Below are 22,526 nucleotides of genomic sequence, written 5' to 3'. Positions count from 1 at the left end.
GGTGCGACCTCATGCTACCGCAGGCCCCCACAGCCCAGTAACATTGAGACTCAACGCTCACCGCCCGCCAGCAAGAAGCAGCCAATGACCGTCAACTCCCTCAAGCTGCTTGTTGCATCGCTACTGTTCGGGTCCTGCGGGGAGGCTGTAGCGCAATCCCCGCTAAGTTCCTCGCTACTCTCTGATTTTGGGTGGCATGGCGTCCGTGGGGGCGGACAGCTGCACCACCCCTCCCTGTCCGCTACACCCACCACGGTGGACGTATGGCAGAGAATTCCGTTGGGCAATCAGTACGGTGTGTGGTCCTACCGCAAGCTACTGATTGACTGTGCAGCCTGGACACAGCTCCCCTTCATGACCATGGACGGCAGAGGACGATTTACTTACTGGGGCGACACTAGCGAAACCATCAAGGCCTCTTGGGCAGCATCGGGGCTGGACGCTAACTCAGTCATCGGTCCAGTATGCGGCCTGTACGGCCACAAGAAGCCACGCGACGGCAACAGCCAGGCCGCGCCCAATCGATCCAATTACGTAGAACGGGCGGATAAGCCAGCAGATAAGCGCCCGCCCACCTAGCCAGCCCTAAGTCGTTCCGGCAGCCGCGTAAGTTTCGTCGGCGTAAGCGCATGTGAAAGCCAGCGGACCCTGCTAACGTTTGCCAAGGCCCCGCACACCAGCCCGAACAAACCCTAACGGACAGTGCACACATAGCCGCTCCGGAAGGAGCATGGAGCTACGCAAGTCGCATTTCATAAACAAGGACGAGTAAAAAATGAAAACCTGTCAATACTGCGATCTATCGGGGGACTTGACCAAAGAACACGTGATACCCAACTGGTATTACAAGGGAATTAAACCAAAGTCCGGCGCCGGCTTCTCCGAAAAAGCGAGGGGGCGCCTATTCTCAGGCGAGCTAAAAATCAGGGATGTATGCGAAAAATGCAACAACGGCCCTCTTTCGGAGTTAGACAATTACGGGAAGGGCTTGTACGAACGGCACATGCTCCAACCTACCAATGAGCGCGGGTCGTCAGACTTCACTTTCGACTACAACTTGCTTGTCAGGTGGCTACTGAAGCTTAGCTACAACTCGGCGCGAATGACTGGAAACGACGTAGGTATCCTCTCAGAATACAAGGAGGTCATCCTAGGGACAGCGCCAATCCCTAAAAATGTCCGCGTGACCCTTAAGTGCGTCTCGCCAGCCATGCCAGGCGAGGTTTCGCCACATTCAACCGACCCCAACACCTTGGATGCAGCCCTTTCCCTTGAACCAAATTGGTTCAGAATTGGCGCATTTAGAATTCCCAGCTTTGATACCGCTCACTGGGCACTTAGGCATGTTTCCATAAACTCCTACTTTTTCCAGATCTTCGCCCCGTCCCAAGCCACGCCGCCAACAGCTGCTGATACGAACAACTTGCTCGAATCTCTGGAGAGGGACCTTGATCCTTCAGTTGACCTAAGCGAGGAAGGGCGCGTGCAGCTCCCGTCCCCCTTCATGTCATCCTTGTCTCACCTCAGAACGCATATGGAGCAGTTCCCCGTTGCATACGATATGCCTCGGAGCGACATGGTGGACAGGATAGTCACTGAGAATCCCAAAATTCTTCACCTGAAGGTCTCCAGGTCTGACATTGAATCCAGATTGCTCGACAATACAGTCGATGTACTCACAGAGCTAATCTCAAGCCGAGAAGTAATTATCGTAGCGAAGGACAAACTAGAAATAACAGTCGACGGCTACTGCGACGACCCTCGGGAACTAATTGAGATTCCTGAGGTGGTTACTTTCATCAGGGACTTGGACACTGCTTGGCCCCACTGGCTGCTGTTTTGCGACCCCCAGAAGAGTTGGCTGCCGTTGGTATTTTCCTGCATTTGTGGAAAGCCTCTCTCTGGAGGGAGGTTTGAAATTGAAATGTCAACAGTTAAACCAACCCTTGATCGATGGTACATTGCGCTAAATGACCTGAGCAATGAGTTTGCAATTTCAATCGAGGACAATAGACGAGCCTCGGACAAGGTTAGGGAGCTCGGACCGCGCTTAAAACCCGCTGCCACCCCTCCCATCCCTTGAGACCCTCAAGAATCGGTATCAATTCAGCCCCCGCCCTCTCTTGGGTACCGACCCAGGAGAGGGCCCTAGGCTCCTCGCGCCGTTTTCTGCGCAATTTTCCGAAGTGGCATCCATAGGTCATCGACGACGGAATTCCCCCTCGGGGGGGGGCGTGGGGGCATTCGAGGGGATGGGGTGCGCCGCATTATCGTCTACAGCGATGGCGAGAGATTCTCTGACACCGCCCCGCCCCACGGGACAAAATCGGACAATCTGTCCGTCCGACCTGTGATAGGCGCACGTGGCCGCCTCGTTACGCATGACAGGTGAATCACCACTTGCCATGGCAATACGCCGACATTACAGTTCGTCACACGAACGAACGACAATAAGTGCGACGAGCCGCCACCCCGCCCGCCGCACGAGCGAAACTGACTCAAGCCAGCTTGGGAAGACGAAGTAGCGCTGGCCTGCCTGTCCTCAGGGCCAGCTGCCGCTTGAGGCGATCCAAAAACCCGCGAGTGCGAATAGAATTTCGTGGATTCGGCGAAAAATCGTCACCACTCATAATGTTAACCGCCAATTCGGTATAAAGCTCAAGTGCTCTTACCGCATATTTGTGCAGCGGCGCATCAGCTTCGTCAGATGCCAACCAAGCCAGGGAAACCCTACTAAGGTCACCACCGACCTTTTCGAGCAATTGATTCGCGACATAGAGGCCCCAAGGGGTGCCATGGATGCCGAGTATCGCCGCCATGATAGGATCATCATCCTCCCCGATTACCGACTCTAGAGTTTCTATTCTGTGCTCTTCGACGGCGAGCGCCAACTTCCAGACAAGAAGAACGCGCTCAGCCGTAATCCCTCTTGGGAAGATGGTCTTGTAAAGCTTGTCATACAAATCTGACTTCCGCGCCACCGAATCCAGGACAGTTTCATCCGACAGTGCCGCGAGATACTGGGTGATGCGCTCGAGCTCAATACGCTTCACGCTCCGCAGCAGTTTTGCGCCCTCTTGCTTTGGCGCATAAACATATTCATGCGCCGCGAGACGCTGCCTGAGGGACTCCTGGGTCGGATCCAGAAGACGTACAGCAGATAGCTTTACCGGATTCTGGGTGTTGTTGTAGCGCACAATCTCCGTCAGCAACGCCTTCCTCGCCCCAACGACGCGCACTAGGACTTGGGATTCACCAGCCTTTTCAGATCGCTCAATTGCGCGGCATAGACTCACCGTCGTTTGGCAACCATTAACGATTGAGAACCGTGAAAGTTTGAAGCGGTGTTCAGAAAGTTGCTCATAGCTATCCGCAACTATAGTGATCCCATTATTCAGCGCCCAGAATACACCCGGCTTCACTTCAGCCGTTTCAATAATCTTCTCATTTATCCCTCCCTTTCGCGAACCCACGAAAAGTCGAACATTTCCTTCAAAAAGCTTGTTCTGATGCGCCTTAAATAGGCGACTGAGCTCTTTAGCTGCCAATGTCCCCACGACTGCTTGACCGAACTCGCCTTTCAGAGAGATCACCGGGGTACTGAAAGAGAGAGTGTCACTATCAACGGATCGATCCGCCGCTTTAGCGACCACGTAGTTCTCGTAAAGCTTTTCCTGCGCTTCGTACAAGAAGGAAACGTTCGGCCCATAGGCCTGACTCTTTCTGGCAGCTTCAACGTGGCGACCTATTTCTGCATTATTTGCAGACACGGATACGACACCGAACAGAAGACTGTAGTCATCCTGATTCAGATCTTTCAGTCGCTCATAGATATCGGACCGCCCGCCGTGCTTAAAGCTCGACGGATCCCGGACGCTACCCACAGCGGCAGTGAGTGAGTTCCACTTTTTCACCGGCGTAGCGCGATCTATTCGATCAGCCACATACCCTTGCAACACGACAATCTGGGCCTGCTCTTCATCAACGTAGATGAAGTCGCATCCGTTGTCCCCCGGGCCATCAACCGACGCTGCGTCGATTGCTTCGTCTTCATCAACCCCAAGAAGGGTCGTCGCATACCATGCAGCCAGAGCCTTTTCCCGACTCATGCCGCCGCGCTTCGCCAGCCCATCAATCGCCCCTAGGAGCTCCTTTCGCTGTTCTGCAAGAGACTCTGCCGCCACACTTCCCTCCATTGGATTGACCTACGCCGTCGCCGGTCTCCGAACATGCGAAACCTATCACAGAATGCATCAGTTGCAACGCTGCGCATAACTCCGAATGAGACCCTGCAATTCTTTCTGAACTTTGGGGCACGAGGCGTTTCACCTAGACACGCTGCTCTTGACCCAGGTAAGTGCCGCTCGAAGGAGCGTGTATTGGCGGATGCCCCTCTGGCTAACCGAGTGACTCACTTAGATAGCATGTGCGGACCGTGAGTCATACTATCTGGCAGGCCCCTGCATGCGCTCCCGATGAAGAAGAAGCTCCGCTCGAAACGCGCTAAACGCTACGTCCGCGTGCCCCCCCTTAGAACGGATACAGACGAGGTGTTAAGCAAGCAACTGGTCGAAGCTCAACGACTCGACTCGGTGACTGGGCAAGCTCTAAGGTTCTTATTGGGAGCAGCGTTCGCCAGCGCGATTCTGTGTGCCCTCTTGGCATTCGCTAAGTGAACCGCAGGGAAGCGGACTGTCCTACAGTGGATCACTTGAGTAGGGCTGCTTCTCATTGAAAAAATTCGAGGCACCACTTATCAACCGTGAATGGGGCAAATCCCCCCGCCCCCCCCCTCGGGCGCTCCCCTGCGCTGCTTACTCGTCACGCTTCGCGTGAAGGCTGGACTTCGCATACCGCCGTGACGCACGCAGTTCGCCAGTGTCATCGGCGCCAAGTTCTTCCTTGATAGTGCACAGCGATCCTTTGCCTTCACTCGACCTGGGCTAGACGCTTTGCGAATGGCATGTATCATTCTGACTATCGAACGTTAGTGACTTTGATACAGAATGCCTGTCACCCCCCGCTTTATCGCCTACTACCGCGTGTCCACTCGCTCTCAGGCTGCATCCGGCCTTGGCCTTGAGGCTCAGCGCACAGCCTGTGAGGCACTTTCTGCGCAGCGCGGTGGCGTGATCGTTGAGACATACACCGAAGCTGAGTCCGGCAAGCACAACGCCCGCCCTGAGCTACTAAAGGCGCTGCGGCTTTGTGCGCTCACTGGCGCAACACTGCTCATTGCCAAGCTGGACCGCCTTAGTCGTAACGCCGCCTTCCTACTGACGCTGCGTGACTCTGGCGCAAGGTTCATTGCCGCTGACATGCCCGATGCCTGTGAGCTGACGGTCGGCATCCTCGCACTGGTCGCCGAACAGGAACGGGGAGCCATCTCGAACCGCACCAAAGCCGCCTTACAGGCTGCCAAGGCGCGTGGCCAGGTGCTGGGAAACCCCAATGGTGCCGAAGCACTTAGGCGCGCCGGGAAGGGTAATGAGGCGGCTATGAAAGCGGTGCAGAGCAAGGCGGACGCCTTCGCGGGGCGACTTCAGGACACCATAAGGGAACTTCAGAACACCGGCGTCACCACCTTGGGCGGCATCGTGTCCTCCCTAAATAGTCGCGGGATTCTGACACCTAGAGGTGCTGAGTGGACCCGTGCGGGTGTTTCGAGATTGCTAAAGAGGCTGGAAGGGCAAGCCCTAGGTTGATCCCCATACCTACGCGACCGAGGCGGGCACGAAGCCGCCACGTGGCAGGCAAAGGTGGCGTGCGACGGTCACTGCCTGGCACCAGAGGCAGCAACGGCGCGACTGAAGGGTGTCGATGCGGTTGGCCGCGAACGGGCCGCTGACCGCGTACAAGGCCGAGTAGGAGCACAAACCGCAACCATCGAAGCCACGGCGCGCATGATGATCGCTCAAGGCCAGGACAAACTCACGAAGCTTGCGGCTGAAGCGCCGCAAGGTGGCTTCCCTACCAAGCAGCGAGCGAAAGCCGTGGACACCTACAGCCGCCATGAGGTTGCTCAGGAAGCTGCGAAAGCAAGAACCTGAGGGAGCCGAATGCGGACAAGTTGATCGCCAGCCGCTGCGTGACGCCCCCCCCCCTGAGCAGCTTCAGCTCAAAACACGTTGCCCACAAGATCGCCGACGTTCAATTCGCCCGGACCCTCGTAAGCAGGGAGCATTTTTTCGCCGACGTTTTAACACCACGCTGCACCGTCAATAAGGTCAAACCTCGCACGTCACATCTACCCACCCTCAGTAGCGCCCAGAACACTCTCACCGCCTCCAGACCTTTGCTATGGACTATAGGCGCCACTGGACCGAGGTCTGGGCCTACCCTTGAAGAGATGGAAAGGACGCGCGAGATTTGCGTAATAGTGTTCGACCAACGACCAAGCAACTACCACATCAGCCAGGGCAGGCCGTACGCAACCGACCACCACCCGCTCTCAAAGAACTACCTCTCAACGGCAAGCTACTGAAGCAGCGCTTCTTGCCAATCTCCCGATGAGCACGGCAACCATTGGATCTGTCCTCTCCTGCCCTGCCCGACTTGAGGGATGCGAGCTCCTTAGGTGTATACGCATAAGTACACCTCTCCCTCCGACGGAACGGACCAGCCCCTTAGGTGTATACGCATAAGCGTTCACTGATCGGGTGACCACTCTTGCCGGTCCACCCCGGCCACACCCAGGACTACTTCATGCCGCCTGCGCCCAACCTGCGTGGAGCTTCCGCGCACCCGATGTTCACCGACGAAACCCAAGAAGGCCCCAGGTTGCAGGATGGGCGCTTCTATCCACCGTCCCCCATGGAGAAAGCGGAACACACCTCTGCGGCCCTACGCCAACTGCACAAGGAGAAAAGTATGGCGTTCATGGCCGCACGCGCGTCCCTGAAGAAAGGCCGGAAGCTTCCTCCTGACGCCCCGCGCAAGCGCGCACCTAAGAAGCCACGACTGCCTGCCGACCTTTCCACAATCGATCCGCTGGACTACCGAATGCGCCTCAAGGCGGAGGGATTCGTCACTGCATCGGGTGTCCGCTTCTTCATGGCCCTTCTCAAGATGCAAGGAGAAGGCACACAAGTGACCATCCCCGCATCCACCAATCTACCCGCACACACCATGCTGGAGAGGGTAAACAAGTGCTCGCGTGACTGTGGTTGGATGCCTGCTCTCCATCTGTCTTGCTGCCCTACTACATTCGGCTTGGTCGTCCGATGGCTGACCCCTGACGAGCCTCTGCCTGCACCCTATCGGTCGCAATTCGGCCTTGACCACCTCTCAGGCTGCGGCGAGTTCGCCGACATTCCTATCACCATGTTCCCAACCACCATGAAGCGCTCTGTGCAGGCTCGAGCAATCTATCTGGACCACGCCGTCAGCCGCCGCAAAGCACGACACGCCAGCCCCCTGCAGATCGACATCCTCCCCGACGACCCGCTCCGCCCTGGCTCCCTGACTGCCGTTCTGAAGTCCGCCGACCACGACCTCCGGGCCGCTGGACGCCCGCACTAGCGCTTGGCTTGAACCAGCCTAGGGACGCAGCAGTATTCCTTCGTCTGCGCAATCGCTTCCCCTGCGTCATCGATGGCGCAACTGTCGCAGGAGTGCACCGAGCAACAGTAGTACCCATTGAAAAAAAGAAGGAGGTCGGCCGTAGTCAGCACTTCGAGGCTACGGCAGCACCGTCTTCCACATTCAGCCTCAACCAGCCGGACTGGTTTGCTGGCACGAGCACCTGTCTGTATCTGTCTTTTTCTCTCGGTCACGAGCCATTAGGTCGAGAAGACCAGCCATGAATGTCCGGCCCATCGGGCTTAGTCGAGTCAACCTAAACCTTCCATCCTCCGGCGCTAGGAAGACTTCAACCAACCCCAGCTCCCGAAGTATGCGCAGGGATCTACTAATGGTGCTTGGGGCAACAGGGACAGCCCTGCTCATTTGCTCCTCGATACTACCCGCAGACAATCCCGCCGCATCTGCGCGCCACAGCTCCATAAGGAAGTAAATCTGGCGTAGCGTGGTGTCAGGACCCATTAGATCAGAGAGACGCCGAATCGGAACTTCTAGCAAATGCGATTGACGTGAGACCGGCCCATAGGGCGCGTCATTGGCTACGACAGCGTCGCGCTGCGCTTTAGAGGGGCGCGGTGACCTCATCTGCGCTTACCCCTGACAGTCGTGCCAGAGCGCGTCCAGAGGTCCGCTATAAGCCGGGCCCGAAAGGGAAGACAGATCATGAGGTATCGGCCGTATGCCGTCTTCCCCGCTCCGATACTGGCAATTTCGCCAGGAAGCAACCGTTCCAGTGCAACTTTTAGCATTGCGTCAGTCTGATTGTGGCCAGACCAGAACTAAAGCACAGCACCGCAGATATCGAAAATCCAAACTATCGCCAATCACCGATGCAGTTCGAATGGCGGATACAGGCGGAAACGACGCGGGTAGACGCGGGTAGACGCGCAACCATAGGTTATCACTTCTCCTGCTCTACGGTTGCGCGAGGGCAGAGAACCTTTGGTTGCAATGCTCACGGGGCAGGACTGGCCTCCGAGGATATCTCGTACACGGCTCCCTTCACGCTTGCCCAACTGCGAAGGGTCTCTCGCTAAGAGTCTGCTATCGGCCAAGAGCGGACACTGCGTTGAGAGCGTTGCTCTGTCAGAGCCCGTTCCGCATCTCATACCAGTCTTGAGTCCGGTTGACGATGCGAACCACCGAGAGCATTACTGGCACCTCAATCAGTACACCGACTACCGTGGCCAGTGCGGCTCCCGAATGCACCCCGAACAGTCCCACGGCCGTCGCCACCGCCAGTTCAAAGAAATTGCTCGCTCCAATCAGGGCGGATGGTCCAGCAACGCAGTGAGCTACACCCAGGCGGCGGTTGAGGAGATAGGCCAGGCCCGAGGTGAAGTAGACCTGGATCAGGATGGGGACGGCGATCAGTGCGATCACCAGGGGCTGTTTGACGATCTGTTGTCCTTGGAAGCCGAACAGCAGCACCAGAGTAAGCAGCAGGGCAGGCAGCGAAACTGGCCCGAGCCGGTGCAGCACAACCTGCAGACCGGTGTTCCCGCTGCGCGAGAGCATCCACTGCCGTAGCAGCGCAGCCACCACTACGGGCGCGACAATGTAGAGGCCGACGGACAGCAGCAGCGTGTCCCATGGAACCGTGATCGCGGAAATCCCCAATAGCAACGCAACTACGGGGGCATAGGCAACGACCATGATCGCGTCGTTCAGCGCAACCTGACTCAGCGTAAAATTCGCATCGCCGCGGCAGAGATTACTCCACACGAACACCATCGCAGTGCAAGGCGCAGCTGCCAGCAGGATTAGGCCAGCGATGTAGCTGTCAGTCTGCCCAGCAGGCAACCAATCTGCGAAGACGTGGCGAAGGAACACCCACCCCAGCAGTGCCATCGAAAAGGGCTTAACAGCCCAGTTGATGAACAACGTAACCCCGATACCTTTCCAATGCTGCTGCAGCTGGCGCATGGCACCGAAGTCCACCCTCAGCAGCATCGGGATGATCATCAACCAGATCAGCACCGCGATCGGCAGGTTGATCTTGGCCACCTCCGCCGATGCAAGCGTGGCAAAGGCGCCTGGCAGGAAATGGCCAAGCAAGGTCCCGGCCGCAATGCACAGCGCCACCCACAGAGTCAGGTGGCGCTCGAACAGGCCCATGGCTGGACGCGGCTTCACGGGGAAGCGTCGACCGGCTGCAACTGGCCGATTTGGTCCAGCGCGCTTTGAAGCGCCAAGCGATCCTTCCATAGCGTTTCTGGCAACGCCAGTAGAGCACGCAGGCGAATCTTGACGATGGTGTGAGCCCGTGCAAACGCTGCAGCCTTCTCACTATCAGTGCCTTCTACCGCAGCCGGATCCGGCAAGCCCCAGTGGCTGCGGATGAAATCCCCGAAGACTACGGGGCAGGATTCTGCTGCAGCTGAATCGCATACGGTGATCACCAAGTCCATTGGCGCGGCATCCACGAACTCATCCCATGACTTGCTGCGCAGCCCATCGACGGGCATCCCCTCGGCCTGCAGCTGTGCGAGGGCAAACTGATTGACGCAGCCCGTGGGCTGGCTACCGGCACTGAACGCGCTGAACTCCTGGCCGCCCCACGCGCGTAGCGTGGCTTCAGCAAGGACGCTTCGCGCACTATTGCCAGTACAGAGAAACAAGACGTCACGTGTCATCGTGCAATCGCTTTGGCAGGAAAGGGAACGTGCGGTTTCAGCACTTGCACTCGGGAAAAGTCGGCACGCATTGCTCGCTCGGCGAGCCTGCGCAGCAGTTGTGCGTGAGGTACTCGATCAAGCCAGTCATGGCAGCGAAGTTCGCGCGGTAACAGACGTTCCGGCCTTGGCTCTCGCTCTCCACCAGGCCGGCCTGTACCAACTCTTTCAGGTGGAAGCTAAGTGTTGCCGGCGGTACCTGCAGGGCCGTAGCGAGGTCGCCAGCCATGCGCCCCGCTGGTCCAGCTTCCACCAGCAGGCGGAAGGCAGCCAATCTGGTGGCATGCCCCAGGGCGGTCAGAGCAGAGATTGCATTTGATGTTTCCATATTTCTAGAATAGTCGAATGAAAGAGCCAATCACAAGTGCCGATCTACCGAACCTGGCGGTGGCCTCGCTTCCCGGGCCCGACCACCGTCTACTTGCTGCAGCGGACCATCGCGCGCCCAAGATCCTGCTGCTTTACGGCTCGCTGAGGCCACAATCATTCAGCCGGAAGCTGGCCCTGGAGGCCGAGCGGCTTCTGCGCCACATGGGTTGCGAGACCCGTGTATTCGATGCCCATGAGCTGCCCATGCTGGACAGCGTGGACAAGAGCCATCCCGAAGTTCAGCGGCTGCGGGAATGGTCACTGTGGTCCGAGGGACAGGTATGGGTCTCGCCCGAGCGACACGGAACCGTTACGGGCGTGTTCAAGAACCAGATCGACTGGTTGCCGTTGGAGGATGGCAGTGTGCGCCCCACGCAGGGCAGGACGCTGGCGGTGATGCAGGTGAGCGGTGGCTCCCAATCGTTCAATACGGTCAACACCCTGCGGGTGCTCGGCCGCTGGATGCGCATGTTGACCATTCCCAACCAGTCATCGGTGGCGAAGGCGTGGCAGGAGTTCGATGACGATGGCCGAATGAAACCTTCTCCGTACTACGACCGTGTAGTGGACGTAGTAGAGGAGCTGGTCAAGTTCACTCTGCTGACGCGAGGCCGGTCGGACTACCTGGTGGACCGGTACAGCGAACGCAAGGGTGACGGGGTTGCGGCTGCGTTGGCCCGCGCGGCTGGGGCTACAGCTACTTGACGCTCGGCGGCTGCGCTGCTGATCATTGCGCGCCGGCCGCTACTGCATAGGGACGATGCCCCAAGCCAAGGCGCGTCAGCAGCTGGTGCTTGAGACTATGTCCGCTTTCGGCCAGGAGCGGACATCGCGCCACCGCCTTCCGGCCCAGCGTTGCCCAAGGCTATCCAAGCGAGCCAGTTCCCCGCTGCCAGGCATCTCACATCAAACCACGGCGAGTACGCGCGGGCTCCAGGTACGCCAGACGTTGTCTACAGTCACCTGCTCGATCACCCACGCATCGTCGCTCCGGGAAAGCGCGACGTCGTAGCTATTCTTCATCAGGCAGTGGCTGTCTGGGTCATCGCGATGTACATGCTGGGCCTCCACCGGCATGTCAACGCTGGAATCGTCCCCGTCGATCATCACGGGTGGATTGCTGATGGAGTGGATTGTATCAACCTGGCTGAGCGAGCTCGCCGGTGTTTCAACAATAATGTCCCTGCCTTGCAAGCCTGGGTACTCAGATCCCGCTTTGGCCGCCATTGGGCGAAAGTCGGAGATCGGGTTCTCGGCTAACGTAGACGCGTGCAGAGCACGATCGCGCAGTTCGATACCTGCGGCAAAACGGTAGAGGGCTCACAGAGCGGATTACTTGCCGCCGGCGAGGTGCGCGGTGGTGTTGGGTACTGACATTTGACCTCCTCCGATTCATCACTGCTAACGGAACATTACCCACCGACTGGATGTCGACCCGCAATCGCCCCCATGGTGAATGCATAACCAGCGTCTTCGAGCATTGATCGCAAACGCATTTCTGCCCTCCGCGGCATCGGAAGACCACGCGACGCATACAGCACATAGACAACATGACCGTCAGGGCCGTGCTCTCTGCGGACACTGCAGCTGTTTGTCTCGGCAGCATCTGACCATACGGCCTTCAGCTTGCCAGGACCGATCGACTGTCCGTTTCGCAGCCGAAAGCTGAGCCAGCGCACGCATACGGGGTCGTATTTTTCTAGGTCAGCCATTGGGCACCTTCTATACGACGATGAAGATCCATCAGGACGACGGGGTCTATTCTGGGATGTTCGTCAACTGAAGACATTGGCAGATCAATTCGTGTCGATCGCCTGACCAGCGCAGGGCACTCACGCGATAGATCAATCCACCAGCCCTCGGGAAGCCGCAGACCCCTGCCGTTCCTGTCGTAAATGCTGATGTGAAAGCTCATGCTCGATCCAATACTTTTGAGATCTCAGGCGCATGGATCAGGATTGACGCGGCTAGCGCACAGAAATACCTGAGCCTCGTCTTGCTGGACCTTTAGGAAAGAATCAAGCCAGCGGGTCGCGGCCCCGCGGTTCTTTATGATTCTTCCCAATTCTTCCGTTAGGCAGCGAGCACACTCCATTCCTCCCGGACTTGGAGAATGGCAGGATCGGCATGAACCCATAGTCGTCGTACCAGCAGGCCGCGACTGGTACATGATCTTGGTCATTAAGCTTACCGCTTGCTCGTGCAAAGCCATTGATCCTAGCTCCTCCCAGCCAAGAAGAAAGCCGCGCAAGGCGCGGCTTCTCGTGGTGCCCTATCGACGAGCGTTCTGCTGCTCACCCAGCTTTTCCTTACCACTTCCCTGTTGGCCGCCATCCTGGCTGCTTTGCTGCTGCTTCTGCGAGTCTTTCTCGCCCTTTCCACTTGGGGCGCCGCCGAGCTCTTCGCCATCGACCTGGCCCTGCTGCCCTTGCTGGCCAGCGCGCTTTGCATCGTTGGTGTCGTTATTATTTGCTGTTTGGCCTTTCTCGATGTTGTTCATGCGTCACTCCACTGCAGCTGATGCTGCCCTGCAAACACTCCTCTACTCACTGTTACCTGAGCGTGGCGCCAGCCCCGCTTTATGAACGGTGCCGCAAACGGCTGCACCATCGAGGGAGTAGAGTTCAAGCGTCCAAAGGAGAACTGCCATGGAAAGCCGCCGCAACAAAGACTATGTCGACATCGAAAGAGAGCTGGCCCACTGGGAGTTGGCCTTCAACGCGGGTTCCCTGCCTGCGTTGAACTTTCGCCATGAGGTTGCTCCCATCATTCGCTTGGCATGTGACATCTACGTGAGGAACCCTCATGGTGATCGGCCTGCCTGGCTACTGGAGTTGAAGGAGCATCTGCAGCGACGCTCCAGTTTGCGCGGCGACCCCGGTGCGGAAGAGATCGCCAGTGGCTGCTGGGCAATCATTTCTGCGTGAGTGCTTTCCGAGCCAATTGCCTACGTAGAGTCACCCATCACGCGAAGCACACTTGGATCAGGGTAAAATCCAGTTCCTTGGCTTTCCTCGGGCGCGAAATCCTTTGCGTCTGTGTCCGGCCCCAGCTGGCTAGACACATGCTTACCCCTAGCTCATTCCGGATCCTGAGGATCCAAGCGTCGCTGCATCCAAGCGGCACGCTTGGCAGCATTCAGTCAATACAGTGCAGATGCGGGACCTGTGACAAGGAGTGTCGACTTACAGCAGGGATGGGCTTTTCGAAAGTCTCTGCTGGACTTGAGCTGACATGTTCGTTTTGCCAAGGCGTTGAGCGTGTCAGTCATGAAACTCTCTACGCAGAGTGGACCCAGCAGGTTAGGCGCGATCGAATGCTGAGATCGGCTGGAATCGATCCAGACGATCTATATCGCTCCTAGGTCGGTTAAATTCGCTCTCAATCGGCCCAAGCTTAAACACAGAAGTCGTCCGCCGGCGACTTGGCGACCGCTGGTGTTGTTTAGCCATGACGCCTGAATTCGGCCAGCCTCCAGCACCGCCTCCAGCTCGAAGCTATCCGGTCTGCCTCTCAATGGCTCCCCAGGGGAGGCCAGACCACCCTCCAGCGGCTGCCGTCGAGCGGGCTCTCCGTTGACGCTTTTGGCATATGCCGTAGCCACCATGCGGTTCGCCTGCGGCGACCACCCGCCCAGCACGAGTTCGGTCCCTATAGCGGACGGTGCAATCCCTGCCTCCAGCGCGGCCTTCTCATACGCGGGCCACAACTGGTCAATCACCAGCCCAAGCTCCCTGCCGAGCTGCTCCATGGTGAAATCCGCGCGGAAGCTCGCCTGCAGGGCCAGTTCGTAGATCCGCAGGAAGAACTGCGCGCTACCGCGGCTGGCCAGCACGAGGTTGTGCTGCGGGAGAAGCAGCAGCTTCGCGCCAGCGGACTTGGCACCCGTCCGCGAGTCCTCAGCCAAGGTATCTACAGCAACCAATAGTTGATCTGGCGACAGCAGAACGTTGAGGATACTCATTGCCTGGGGCCATGTGGAATGCCCCAACTATTACCCTCATTCAGCGACCTGTCTACGAGCGCGCCATGCCTACCACTTCCGAGCTTCTGCACCGCCTCGACAACTGCACGACAGAACTTGAGGCCCATCGAGGCTACCTCAAAGCAATGGAGTATTGCGTCCGAGCGCTCATCATCAGCCACCCAGATCCGACGTCATTGACGAGGGTTTGGGAGGGCATAGTCCCAGGGATCTTTGACAATCACCTAGAAGATTCCGCCCTATCTTCCGCAGCAATGCGCCAAGGGCTGGCCCTGCTCACAGAGCAGATCGAAGCGGCATCGCATCCCGAGCGGTAATCGGCATACCTGCACGGACCTGGACCAAATTGACCAACCGGTCCATCGCAGTAGCATTCATCGCCTCAGCATCGCCGCGCCTGTTGAAGCGCGTCCAATCTGCATGAGCAACGCTGGACAGATCCCGCCGCTCGACCGGCAGCCAGCGCATCGGCCAAAAAGGCAGACGGCGTTGCCCAACGCGGCCACGCTGAAGCTCTACAACGCCCGTGTGGCTCTCTGAGCCCAGCACCCGCGAGTAAGCGACGGCCAAGCCGTCTTCAGGGCCCTCCAGATACTGGAGAAATCGACTCCCATCGAACAGCAGCACCCCGGTGACACCGGCGTCCCTATTGAAGCGCGCCGCGTCCTGCACTAATTGCTCGAGCTTCTGGCTAGGCAGGCCAGAGCCGCAATCAGCAACGCCTGAAACGGCCTCGCTCACATACACCACAGCCCTGATAGGCATAGAAACAACTCCCGATCGGATCCCCCCGGCGGTGAGGCTAGCACCGAGCTGAACAGGTGGCGTCATGGCGTCGTGAAACAGAGGATTGCATCCCAAATAGCTCAGGCGCAGTCTCACAAAGCCGCTGCGCTGGGCGTTCTGTGGTTCGCCCAAGTGCGGAAGATTCATCCAGCTTCCCGTTGTCGAATTCGGCCTGCCCGCCTTGGCGGACCTCACCTCGGGCCTGGCCGAGATCAAGCCGAGCTTCAACCTGGCGCCCTCCCAGCGCGCCTTGGTCATCCTCGTCCGCGGCGAAGGCCAGCAGGTGACCCGAATTGCCTGGAGCCTCCTGTTCTTCTGGGCGAAGGCCGAAGGCCTGCAAGGTTCGACCATCGATGCCCGCATCGAGAAGCCGACCACGAAGCCGGCCTTCCGGGCGGTGCTCAAGAAGCGCCGCTGCGTCATACCCATGGCTGGTTGCTACGAATGGTCCGTCAGCCTCGGGGACGGGAACAAAGATCCGTGATTCATCCACGCCGCAGGCCCGCTGTTGGCCGCTGGCCTCTGAGGGGGGGCACCGACCCACTGCTGCCGGATGGCAACTTGAGCACCTTCACTATCATCACTGGCGACGGCATAGTCTCCGCAGATATCCAAGAACGGATGCCGGTGTGGTTTCACGGCGGCCAGATCGGTGAGTGGCTGGCGGCCAGCAGGGACGACGCCCTAGCAATGCTGCTGGTGACCCAGACACCGGCCAGCCGACTGAGGAGATCTGTACTCCTTCGTGATCTCCGACTCGGCGACCCTGCTCCGAATAGCTGCCTTTGTAACAACGTTAGATTCAATGTGGAAGGACGTCGGATTTCGGCCAGAAGCGGACAGCATCAACGCTTGAGGAATTTAGGTGAAGCGGCTGTTATTGCGTGCCACCAGGAAAGAGCGGGCGCTCGGCAACCACCTGCTTCATCACCAGGGTGGAGGTGAGTCTCTGCACACCGGGCAGCGACGACAGCTCGGCATCGTAAAGGCGCTGAAACGCTGATAGGTCTTTGACCAGTACCTGCAGCAGATAATCGGGATCGCCGAAGAGTCGCTGAGCCTGGACGACTTGATGCAACGCCACAACAGCTTTTTCGAATGCCTCCACCGCTCGCTTGTCGCCCTCCTTGAGAGTGACGAAGACGATGGTTGAGAACCCCAGTCCGAGTGCTGCAGGATCCAGCTCGGCTCGATAGCCTCGGATGACCCCGCTCTGCTCCAACGCCCGAAGTCGACGGTGGCAAGGGGAAAGACTCAGGCCGACCCTTGCGGCCAGATCGGTAACTGAAATTCGGCCGTCTCGCTGCAGCTCGGCAAGAATCTTTCGGTCATATGCGTCCATGGGGAATATTTTGCCCCTGCCGGGCGATGGGCCGCAACAATCAGGCGCCAATTTCAGCCTTCATGGGAATACCATCCCTGAACCAGTGTGCTCCCCGAGAATCCGCCTTGCCCACAAGCCGGAACATCGGACTGGCGCGGCATGCTGACCAGTGCGGCAGTGCCTATGCCCCCCTCCCCACGTACTGAAATCCCCATGAGCGAACAGATCTCCCCCTACGGCACTTCACCATCGGCTGCATCGACTCACCAGCCGAGGGTCCGCATCCACCATCTCAAGCAGATGAAGGAGCGAGGAGAGCGATGGGCAATGCTTACCACCTACGACATGTACACCGCAGCAGTCTTCGAAGAGGCCGGAATTCCGGTTCTACTGATAGGAGATTCGGCCGCCAACAACGTATTTGGCTACGAGACTTCGCTGCCCGTAACGGTTGATGAGCTTTTGCCCCTGGTACGCGCCGTGTCCCGCACAGCAAAACGGTCCTTGGTGCTGGCCGACCTCCCTTTCGGCTCGTATCAGGGCTCTACAGAGCAATGCTTCCATACCGCCGTGCGTTTCATGAAGGAGGGCGGCGCACACGCGGTCAAACTGGAAGGTGGTTCGGAAATGGTGCCTCAGGTGACGAAGCTCACCAGCAGCGGCATCCCCGTCATGGCGCATATCGGATTCACCCCCCAAGCCGAACACCAGCTCGGCGGATATCGCGTACAGGGCAGGGGGGAAGCGGCAGATGCACTGGTTGAACTTGCCCAGGAAATGGAGCAAGCAGGAGCGTTCGCATTACTGCTGGAGATGATTCCAGGAGAAGTGGCTCAACGCATCACGTCATCGGTAAAAATTCCGACCGTCGGTATCGGCGCCGGAAGTGAGTGCGACGCGCAGGTACTTGTATGGCAGGACATGGCTGGACTGCGCACTGGGAAGCTTCCCCGCTTTGTGAAGCAGTACGCTGACATGCGCACGGTGCTGCTTGAAGCGGCCAGTGCATACATGGACGATGTCCGCAGTGGTCAATTCCCAGGTCCAGAGCACACGTTCTAGTTCATCGGTAGGCCGGAATACAGAGTGCACAGGCACATCACATGCGGCTCGTCGCTGCGTGTACCCCGCTCCATGGAGCAGTGTCGTGGATGTCCGCTTTCGGCCAATAGGAGACATCGCTTCCCATACAAGCTTGGTCTAGGACTACCGCCCTCCATGTTAGGCACGTTTCCTGCTTTATATTGGAGGGATAGCCGACGCGGCTTAGCTTTTGGTCAGGCCAACCTGCTAGGCAAGCAACCTAGTTCGATGACGTGAGATGTTGATTGCGCGGCTAAGGGAGGTGTTGCTGGCAAAGCATCACTCTTCGGACTCGCCCGCAGTCACGTGACCTATCGACCTCTCGCAGGCCAGGTAATCGAGCGAATCGCCAACGAGGTCGTCCCGCCTAGCTCTCGTCGCGAGCGTCGCAGGCATGCCTCGCTAGCCACAATTTGGGCGGCACTTGATCCACTCGGCCGCGCAGCGCGTCTAGCAGGCAACTCAGAGTCGAGAGACCGAACAGCCCTTAGAGAATCTGCGCAAACAGCAGAGCAGTAACCCAAAGTGGGCTTCTAAGGATCGTACCGCAGTGCTCCCAACTGTACCCCGCATGTGTACCGCAGGGCATCGTAAATCGCTGATTTGTAAGCGATAAGGAAGCATGGTGCCGGAAACAGGAGTCGAACCTGCGACCTACGCATTACGAATGCGCCGCTCTACCAACTGAGCTATTCCGGCCGAGCAGGCGATTTTACGGGTAGCCCACCCCGCTGGTCAATCCGCCCCTACCCGGTTGCCACAGGCCCGCCCGGCGGCGAAATCGGCCAGGTTGCCCAGGGTGATGGCCGAGATCTCCTGCAGCGCCTCCACGGTGAAGAAGCCCTGGTGGCCGGTCACCAGTACGTTGGGGAAGGTCATCAGGCGCTGGAAGGCCTCGTCGTCGATGATCTCGCCGGACAGGTCCTGGAAGAACAGCGCGCTTTCCTGCTCGTAGACGTCGATGGCCAGATGGCCCAGGCGGCGCGACTTCAGCGCGCGGATGACCGCATGGGTATCCACCAGGCCGCCACGCGAGGTGTTGACCAGCATCGCGCCGGGCTTCATGCGCGCCAGCGAGGTGTCGTTGATGAGGTGCTGGGTGTCGGGTGTCAGCGGGCAGTGCAGCGAGACGATGTCCGCGCGCGCCAGCAGTTCGTCCAGCGCCACCATCTCGCCCAGCCCGGCGAAGTCCGGCGACGGATAGGGATCATGGCCAAGCACCGTACAGCCCATGCCACGGAAGATGCGTGCGGTGGCCAGGCCGATCTTGCCGGTGCCCACGATGCCCACCGTGCGCCCGTGCAGGGTGCGGCCCAGCAGGCCATCGAGCATGAAGTTGCCTTCGCGCACGCGGTTGTAGGCGCGGTGCGTCTGCCGGTTGAGGGTCATCACCAGCGCCAGCGCGTGTTCGGCCACGGCCTCGGGCGAATAGGCCGGCACGCGGGCGACGAACAGGCCCAGGCGCGCGGCCTCGGCCAGGTCGACATTGTTGAAGCCGGCGCAGCGCAGCAGCACCGCGCGCACGCCCAGCGCGTGCAGCGCCTGCAGCACGGGGGCATCAAGGCGGTCGTTGACGAATACGCAGACGGCGGCGCAGTCCTGCGCCAACGCGGCGGTGTGTACGTCCAGCGCGGCATCGAAGTGGACGAACCGGAAGGCCTGCCCGGCGCCATCGCGCGCGTTGGCTTCTTCCAGGAAGCGGCGGTCGTAGGGACGGGCGCTGAAGACGGCGATCTGCATGGACGGGCCTGCACGGGAATCCTGTGCAGACCATAGCGCACCGGCGGCACTGCTGCCGCCGGTGCGCCCTTTACTCAGAACGCGTAGCCGAGACCCAGCATCACGCCGTTCTGCACCTGGCCATCGCGGCGCTCGCCCACGTAGTCCACCATCACCGACAGGCGGTCACTGGCACGACTGGTGACGCCCAGGTTCCAGGCCAGCACCTGCTCGCCCAGGGTCTGGCTGCTGCTGCCGAACACCAGGTCCGGGGCGGCGGCGAAGCCGGTGCTGTAGCGGGCCTGGGTGTCGCCCAGTTCCTTCTGCCAGACCACGCGCGCGCGCGGTGTGATGCGCTCGCCGTTGGCACGGTTGAAGGTCTTGAACAGCTGCAGGCCGGCACCCACGCGGATGCTTTCCAGGCTGTCGCCACGGCCGGCCAGTGCGCCCGCGCCCTGCCCTTCGTTGAAGCGGGTGGCCGAGGTGCGCGCGTAGTCCACCACCGGCAGCAGCGGCTGCACCACCAGCCCGTTGCCGGTGGTGAAGCTGAAGCCGTGCTCCAGGCGCGCGGAGATCGCATCGTTGTTGTACTTGGCGCGCAGCGAATCGTTCAGGCCGTCGATGCCGGCAATGCCGCGACGGGTGTCGTGGCGCAGGTCGGTGTAGCGCACGGCGGCCGACAGGTAGCCACGCGCGTAGGTGGCATCGAGGTAGCCACCGATATCCAGCGCGCGCACGTCACCGGTGAAGCCGGAACCATCGCGCGCCTTGGTCGACATGTCTGCCGCCGCCACGCTGACGCCCAGGCTGACGCGGTCATCGGCCACGCGCGTATCGGCACCCAGCACGATGCCGCCCACGGTGTGGCTCAGGCCGGCCACGCCGCCTTCGCCATCGATGCGGCCATGGCTGCCGAAGCCGCGGCCCCAGAAGCCGTGGTTGCGCGCACCGGCGCCGCTGTCGGTGCCGGCCAGGGCCTGCGCGGCAGGCTCGACCAGATGCATGGCCAGCTGGTTGAACAGGCTGCCGCTGGCCATGCCGGGCTGCGCTGCCGCCGACTGTGCCGCCTGCGCCGCCAGGCCGCCGGCATCGCCGCTGCCGCTGCGCAGGCCGGCCTGGTGCTGCGTCACCACGCTGCCGATGCTGCCCAGCAGGGCGTTGTCGGCCAGGCGCAGGGTGGCGTGCCCGTCACCCCGCAGGGCACCGGCCTGCTGTGCGATGACATCGCGGTCGGCAAACTGCAGCGCGCCCAGCAGCGACTTCAGGCGGGCATCCTGGCGGTCACCCGCCGCAGCCAGGGCAACGCCCAGGCTCTGGTTGCCGTTGCTGGCGGTCAGCTGTGCCAGCTGGTCGAAGCCCGGGTTGGCGGTCAGCGACAGGCCGTCTTCGGTCTGGTTGATGTTGAAGCTGAGCAGCGAGTTGTGGCGCGGGCGGAAGACTTCGTTGTCGGTGATGCTGGCGCTGTAGCCCGTATCACCCAGGCGCACGGCGTCGGCGAAGCCGTCCTCGTAGATCGGCCCGGTGATCAGTTCGCGCTGGTAGTTGCCGGCATAGAAGCCCTGGGCGACGTTCAACTCCAGGTGCGCGCCGGGCGAGATCACCAGCGCGCCGTCGGTCTGGCCGCCGTCGAAGAAGGTGCCCACGCGCAGGCGGCCGCTATCGCTGCCACCGGCTTCGGTGACATCGAACAGCACGTTGCCGCCCGGCATGATGTTGACGTAGCCGTGGGTGACCAGGTCGCCACCGCGCGGCATCAGGGTGCCGTACACGCGCAGGCGGTTGAAGCCGTCCTCGCGCAGCGACGGGCCGGTCGCGCCGAGCAGGGCGTCGGTATCGGTTTCCAGCGACGCGATGTCGCCGTGGCCGACCACCATGCCACCGGGCATCACCCGCACTTCCGGTGCGCGCAGCGCGCCACCTTCCAGGGCGATGGTGCCGCCGTCGACCAGCATGAAATCGGCGCCGGTGGTGGCCGAGGTGCGCCAGGTGCCGCCCTTGGCCACGCGGATCACGCCGGCCGAGTTGGCCAGCGCGGAGGCATCGAGTTCACCCAGGCGCAGCTTGCCCAGCAGCAGCTGCTGGATGCCCGGGTCATTGAGGTAGTCCTGCACCGAGGCATCGCCGATGCCATTGGGGCCGTCGCTGGCGGCGTTGTAGATGCTGACCGCAAGGTTGATGTAGGTGGTGGCGTAGCCGGCGTCGTTCCAGCGCGAGAAGTCGTCCTCGACGAAGGCCTGCAGTTGGCGGGCAGTGGACATGTAGCCCGGGTTGATGTCACCGCTGACAGTGCCGGCGACGGTCAGGGTATCGCCGGGGTTGCGGTAACCGGCCTCGGTGATGATGTTGTTGCTGTAGATGTCCTGGCCCGGGAAGAGCTGCAGGTTGCGGCCGCTGCCATCGGGATCGAAGCTGACCGACGTGCCGCTGGTGCGGGCCGGGTCGCGGAACACCAGCAGGCCGTTGGGCGCCACCACTTCGTACATGGCCTTGTGCAGCAGGCCGGCATCCATGCCGCCGCCATAGTTGTCGGTGTAGATCTGGGTCATGCGCGGCGACGGCGCGTAGGTGATGCGGCCGCCGCTGCTGGCAGCGTGGATCTGCACCGAATCGACCGTCGGCAGATCGCCTGCCAGGTAACGGTTGACGCCGCCGGACTGCATGATCGAGCACGACGAGATGCAATGCCCGGACACGATGGTGTCCAGGCCGTTGGTGCGGATGATGGCCTGCAGCCACTCACCGGCAATCAGCGCGCCACCGTTGGAGGTGCGCAGCACGACTTCGCGGATCGGCCGGCCTTCGGCCTGTGCCTTGGCCAGCAGGGCCGGCAGCGCGACCACGTCGGCGAAGGTGACGCCACCACTGAGGACGACGCGGTCGTCCTGCACGTGGTAGTTCATCGCCCCTGCGTTGCCGATCGCGCCCAGCGTTGCCATACCCACCAGGCCGGCCAGGGCCAGGCTCAACTTCGAATGCTTCATTGCGGTCTCTCTCTCCAAACCCG

18 protein-coding genes, 1 tRNA gene and 1 pseudogene are annotated in these 22,526 nt (G+C 60.2%); 8 read left to right on the top strand and 12 right to left on the bottom strand.

Annotation, left to right across the window (positions count from 1 at the left end):
• Positions 1-775: 775 nt before the first annotated feature.
• Positions 776-2,083: a hypothetical protein gene (locus QMZ26_RS08730; protein WP_283221203.1), complete on the top strand. Its 1,308-nt coding sequence runs from the start codon at positions 776-778 to the stop codon at positions 2,081-2,083.
• 415 nt (positions 2,084-2,498) lie between these two features.
• Here the strand turns inward: QMZ26_RS08730 and QMZ26_RS08725 are convergent, their stop codons facing one another.
• Positions 2,499-4,184 (bottom strand): AIPR family protein, encoded by a 1,686-nt coding sequence (locus QMZ26_RS08725; RefSeq protein ID WP_283221202.1) that lies wholly within the window; start codon positions 4,182-4,184, stop codon positions 2,499-2,501.
• Positions 4,185-5,006: 822 nt separating this feature from the next.
• Between QMZ26_RS08725 and QMZ26_RS08720 the strand changes: the two genes are divergently transcribed.
• The 3 genes from QMZ26_RS08720 (at position 5,007) to QMZ26_RS08710 (ending at position 7,521) form a co-directional block, all read left to right on the top strand.
• Positions 5,007-5,705, top strand: a complete 699-nt coding sequence (locus QMZ26_RS08720) for a recombinase family protein (protein WP_079221099.1) — start codon at positions 5,007-5,009, stop codon at positions 5,703-5,705.
• 198 nt (positions 5,706-5,903) lie between these two features.
• Complete coding sequence (locus QMZ26_RS08715; protein WP_283221201.1) at positions 5,904-6,050, top strand: hypothetical protein; 147 nt, start codon at positions 5,904-5,906, stop codon at positions 6,048-6,050.
• 697 nt (positions 6,051-6,747) lie between these two features.
• Positions 6,748-7,521 carry a hypothetical protein gene (locus tag QMZ26_RS08710; protein ID WP_152027050.1) on the top strand — a complete coding sequence of 258 codons (774 nt, stop codon included), beginning with the start codon at positions 6,748-6,750 and terminating at the stop codon, positions 7,519-7,521.
• 1,146 nt (positions 7,522-8,667) lie between these two features.
• Here QMZ26_RS08710 and arsB read toward each other — a convergent pair.
• Genes arsB through QMZ26_RS08695 form a run of 3 tightly spaced genes read right to left on the bottom strand, consistent with a single transcriptional unit; the run spans position 8,668 to position 10,584 of the window.
• A complete protein-coding gene (gene arsB / locus QMZ26_RS08705; protein ID WP_079221095.1) occupies positions 8,668-9,699 on the bottom strand; it encodes an ACR3 family arsenite efflux transporter in 1,032 nt (343 codons plus the stop codon).
• 14 nt (positions 9,700-9,713) lie between these two features.
• Positions 9,714-10,217, bottom strand: coding sequence for an arsenate reductase ArsC (locus tag QMZ26_RS08700; RefSeq protein ID WP_079221094.1), 504 nt, complete (start codon positions 10,215-10,217; stop codon positions 9,714-9,716).
• Positions 10,218-10,254: 37 nt separating this feature from the next.
• Positions 10,255-10,584, bottom strand: coding sequence for a metalloregulator ArsR/SmtB family transcription factor (locus QMZ26_RS08695; protein ID WP_079221093.1), 330 nt, complete (start codon positions 10,582-10,584; stop codon positions 10,255-10,257).
• 17 nt (positions 10,585-10,601) lie between these two features.
• Here QMZ26_RS08695 and arsH point away from each other — a divergent pair, with 17 nt between their 5' ends.
• Positions 10,602-11,330, top strand: a complete 729-nt coding sequence (gene arsH, locus QMZ26_RS08690) for an arsenical resistance protein ArsH (protein WP_283221200.1) — start codon at positions 10,602-10,604, stop codon at positions 11,328-11,330.
• Between the two features lie 201 nt (positions 11,331-11,531).
• Here arsH and QMZ26_RS08685 read toward each other — a convergent pair.
• Positions 11,532-11,924: pseudogene (locus QMZ26_RS08685) on the bottom strand (nuclear transport factor 2 family protein); the annotation flags it as partial.
• Positions 11,925-12,897: 973 nt separating this feature from the next.
• Entirely contained in the window at positions 12,898-13,125 is a 228-nt protein-coding gene (locus QMZ26_RS08675) for a hypothetical protein (RefSeq protein WP_152027048.1), read from the bottom strand.
• A 148-nt stretch (positions 13,126-13,273) separates the two neighbouring features.
• Between QMZ26_RS08675 and QMZ26_RS08670 the strand changes: the two genes are divergently transcribed.
• Positions 13,274-13,552, top strand: coding sequence for a hypothetical protein (locus QMZ26_RS08670; RefSeq protein ID WP_079221087.1), 279 nt, complete (start codon positions 13,274-13,276; stop codon positions 13,550-13,552).
• A 422-nt stretch (positions 13,553-13,974) separates the two neighbouring features.
• Here the strand turns inward: QMZ26_RS08670 and QMZ26_RS08665 are convergent, their stop codons facing one another.
• Positions 13,975-14,589, bottom strand: a complete 615-nt coding sequence (locus QMZ26_RS08665; RefSeq protein WP_079221086.1) for a hypothetical protein — start codon at positions 14,587-14,589, stop codon at positions 13,975-13,977.
• A 297-nt stretch (positions 14,590-14,886) separates the two neighbouring features.
• Positions 14,887-15,375: a BLUF domain-containing protein gene (locus tag QMZ26_RS08660; RefSeq protein ID WP_079225140.1), complete on the bottom strand. Its 489-nt coding sequence runs from the start codon at positions 15,373-15,375 to the stop codon at positions 14,887-14,889.
• 202 nt (positions 15,376-15,577) lie between these two features.
• Here QMZ26_RS08660 and QMZ26_RS08655 point away from each other — a divergent pair, with 202 nt between their 5' ends.
• The gene (locus QMZ26_RS08655; RefSeq protein ID WP_237772015.1) at positions 15,578-15,880 is read left to right on the top strand and encodes an SOS response-associated peptidase family protein; all 303 of its coding nucleotides are present in this window, start codon (positions 15,578-15,580) and stop codon (positions 15,878-15,880) included.
• Between the two features lie 393 nt (positions 15,881-16,273).
• Here the strand turns inward: QMZ26_RS08655 and QMZ26_RS08650 are convergent, their stop codons facing one another.
• The gene (locus QMZ26_RS08650) at positions 16,274-16,738 is read right to left on the bottom strand and encodes an Lrp/AsnC family transcriptional regulator (protein ID WP_079221085.1); all 465 of its coding nucleotides are present in this window, start codon (positions 16,736-16,738) and stop codon (positions 16,274-16,276) included.
• 195 nt (positions 16,739-16,933) lie between these two features.
• On the opposite strand from QMZ26_RS08650, the gene panB reads away from it, so the two are divergent.
• Positions 16,934-17,782, top strand: coding sequence for a 3-methyl-2-oxobutanoate hydroxymethyltransferase (panB, locus tag QMZ26_RS08645; RefSeq protein WP_079221084.1), 849 nt, complete (start codon positions 16,934-16,936; stop codon positions 17,780-17,782).
• A gap of 644 nt (positions 17,783-18,426) precedes the next feature.
• Here the strand turns inward: panB and QMZ26_RS08640 are convergent.
• From QMZ26_RS08640 to QMZ26_RS08630, 3 genes are all read right to left on the bottom strand, one after another.
• Positions 18,427-18,502 (bottom strand) — tRNA-Thr (locus tag QMZ26_RS08640).
• A 36-nt stretch (positions 18,503-18,538) separates the two neighbouring features.
• The gene (locus QMZ26_RS08635; RefSeq protein WP_283221199.1) at positions 18,539-19,543 is read right to left on the bottom strand and encodes a 2-hydroxyacid dehydrogenase; all 1,005 of its coding nucleotides are present in this window, start codon (positions 19,541-19,543) and stop codon (positions 18,539-18,541) included.
• Between the two features lie 74 nt (positions 19,544-19,617).
• Entirely contained in the window at positions 19,618-22,503 is a 2,886-nt protein-coding gene (locus QMZ26_RS08630) for an autotransporter domain-containing protein (RefSeq protein WP_283221198.1), read from the bottom strand.
• Positions 22,504-22,526 lie beyond the last annotated feature (23 nt).

Origin of the sequence: Stenotrophomonas sp. PFBMAA-4 (assembly GCF_030053215.1) — a bacterium.
In the GTDB taxonomy this organism is placed as follows: Bacteria; Pseudomonadota; Gammaproteobacteria; order Xanthomonadales; family Xanthomonadaceae; genus Stenotrophomonas.
This window is presented reverse-complemented; position numbering and strand designations above follow the sequence as displayed.

Coding starts and splice junctions, on each gene's coding strand:
- QMZ26_RS08660 (WP_079225140.1), bottom strand. CDS start 15,375: ATGCCTATCAGGGCTGTGGTGTATGTGAGCGAGGCCGTTTCAGGCGTT.
- panB (WP_079221084.1), top strand. CDS start 16,934: ATGAGCGAACAGATCTCCCCCTACGGCACTTCACCATCGGCTGCATCG.
- arsH (WP_283221200.1), top strand. CDS start 10,602: ATGAAAGAGCCAATCACAAGTGCCGATCTACCGAACCTGGCGGTGGCC.
- QMZ26_RS08730 (WP_283221203.1), top strand. CDS start 776: ATGAAAACCTGTCAATACTGCGATCTATCGGGGGACTTGACCAAAGAA.
- QMZ26_RS08700 (WP_079221094.1), bottom strand. CDS start 10,217: ATGACACGTGACGTCTTGTTTCTCTGTACTGGCAATAGTGCGCGAAGC.
- QMZ26_RS08710 (WP_152027050.1), top strand. CDS start 6,748: ATGTTCACCGACGAAACCCAAGAAGGCCCCAGGTTGCAGGATGGGCGC.
- QMZ26_RS08670 (WP_079221087.1), top strand. CDS start 13,274: ATGGAAAGCCGCCGCAACAAAGACTATGTCGACATCGAAAGAGAGCTG.
- QMZ26_RS08665 (WP_079221086.1), bottom strand. CDS start 14,589: ATGAGTATCCTCAACGTTCTGCTGTCGCCAGATCAACTATTGGTTGCT.
- arsB (WP_079221095.1), bottom strand. CDS start 9,699: ATGGGCCTGTTCGAGCGCCACCTGACTCTGTGGGTGGCGCTGTGCATT.
- QMZ26_RS08675 (WP_152027048.1), bottom strand. CDS start 13,125: ATGAACAACATCGAGAAAGGCCAAACAGCAAATAATAACGACACCAAC.
- QMZ26_RS08630 (WP_283221198.1), bottom strand. CDS start 22,503: ATGAAGCATTCGAAGTTGAGCCTGGCCCTGGCCGGCCTGGTGGGTATG.
- QMZ26_RS08720 (WP_079221099.1), top strand. CDS start 5,007: ATGCCTGTCACCCCCCGCTTTATCGCCTACTACCGCGTGTCCACTCGC.
- QMZ26_RS08650 (WP_079221085.1), bottom strand. CDS start 16,738: ATGGACGCATATGACCGAAAGATTCTTGCCGAGCTGCAGCGAGACGGC.
- QMZ26_RS08695 (WP_079221093.1), bottom strand. CDS start 10,584: ATGGAAACATCAAATGCAATCTCTGCTCTGACCGCCCTGGGGCATGCC.
- QMZ26_RS08715 (WP_283221201.1), top strand. CDS start 5,904: ATGATGATCGCTCAAGGCCAGGACAAACTCACGAAGCTTGCGGCTGAA.
- QMZ26_RS08635 (WP_283221199.1), bottom strand. CDS start 19,543: ATGCAGATCGCCGTCTTCAGCGCCCGTCCCTACGACCGCCGCTTCCTG.